The sequence below is a fragment of the Neorhizobium sp. BETTINA12A genome, assembly GCF_023006485.1.
GTDB lineage: Bacteria > Pseudomonadota > Alphaproteobacteria > Rhizobiales > Rhizobiaceae > Neorhizobium.
In genome coordinates, this window is the sequence record NZ_JALBGW010000326.1 from 1 (window position 1) to 1,461 (window position 1,461).

A 1,461-nucleotide genomic window follows, 5' to 3' on the forward strand; every position below is an offset into this window, starting at 1 on the left:
CGCCGCCACGGAGCGGCTGATCCGCGCCGGCCGCAGCCGGGTCGCCTTGATCAACGGCCAGGAGGGTCTCGACAATCCGCGTGACCGGTTGCGCGGCTACAAGCAGGCGCTGGCCAGCAACGACTTCACCTTCGACCCGCAACTGGTGCGCTACGGAAATTGGGAGCCGTCATCAGGCTATAGCGAAACCCATCTGCTGATGGACCTGCCCAATCCCCCCGACGCAATCTTCTGTGCCAACGATCTGATGGCGCTGGGGTGCGTCGAGGCGCTCAAGGAGCGGGGGAAGTCCGTCCCGAAGGACGTCTCCGTGATCGGGTTCGACAATCGCGACATCGCCCAGTTCATCCGTCCGCCGCTGACGACCCTGCACCTGCCGCTGTTCGAGATGGGCGCCATGGCCGTGGAAATGATCCACGACATCGCGGGCGGCCTGAAAAGCAGTCATGACCAGCTGAAGGTCGAATGCGCCCTCGTCGAGCGTGAATCTGTCTAATCGACCGCGGGATACAGTCCTATTCGGCAGTGTCATGGCGTCGACCAACGATACGGCTGTCCACTTACGGTCAGGCGAACTCAAGCGACTACTGCTGGACTTCGGCATTGACCGCGGAGAGCTTCATGCCGTTTACGCCAGCTACCGCCATGTGCCAGCTTCTCTACGGGCCTTCCTTGATTTTGTGGTGGAGAAGTCCACGGTCAGGCAGGATTGAGACAGACAACGCGCGGCGACCGGTCACCGCGCCCGCCGTCTGCCGCTATTCCCGCGGGGGACAATCTGAACGCTTTATCAGCTGCCCGGCGTTGCTTCGGCAGCAACAACAGCCAACACCTTCCAGACCTTGTCGATGACGGCGCGGCGCGGCCGGCGCCGGGCGATCGCCGAGAGAGAGAAGGCCGGCAACCTGTCATCGGCTATCGACGCATAACGTACGCCTTCGAACGAAAGCACCTGTGTCGATCGTGGCAGAAGTGCGGCCCCGAGGCCAGCCGAGACCAGCGACAGCATGGTGAGGGCCCGCGTTGCCTCCTGGACGATCTGCGGCTCCTGCCCAGCCGCGGCAAAAGCATCCAGGATCCGCGCATGTGTCGCCGGCCCCTGTTCCTTTGGAAAAAGCACAAGCCCGCGCGCCGCAAGCTCACCAAGGGTCACCCTATCCGGGCCGCCGTCCTTCGGCAGCACGGCGATAAGCTTCTCATCCGGAAACGTCAGGATATCGAGACGTTCGCCTGTGCCGAACGGCGGATGGGTAAAGCCGATATCCAGATCGCCTTCCGAGATCGCCGCGAGCTGCTCATTGCTGCTGAGCTCGAACAGATACGGCCGCACCCCCGGGAGTTCATCCCTCAACCGGCGCAGCAGCCGCGGCAGATGCCGGTAGAGTGCGGCCGAGACGAAACCGAGGCGGAGTTCACCCGCCTCGCCATCCGCTGCCTCGCGCGCCAGCGCCATGGCGGCGT

General features: G+C 63.9%; 2 protein-coding genes. One reads left to right on the forward strand and one right to left on the reverse strand.

From position 1 onward, the window contains the following. Positions 1–496: substrate-binding domain-containing protein (locus MOV61_RS29895; RefSeq protein WP_247139174.1), on the forward strand; the 496-nt coding region annotated here is incomplete at its 5' end. Between the two features lie 294 nt (positions 497–790). Here the strand turns inward: MOV61_RS29895 and MOV61_RS29900 are convergent. After that, on the reverse strand, positions 791–1,461 hold a 671-nt coding region (locus MOV61_RS29900; RefSeq protein WP_247139175.1), incomplete at its 5' end, for a LysR family substrate-binding domain-containing protein.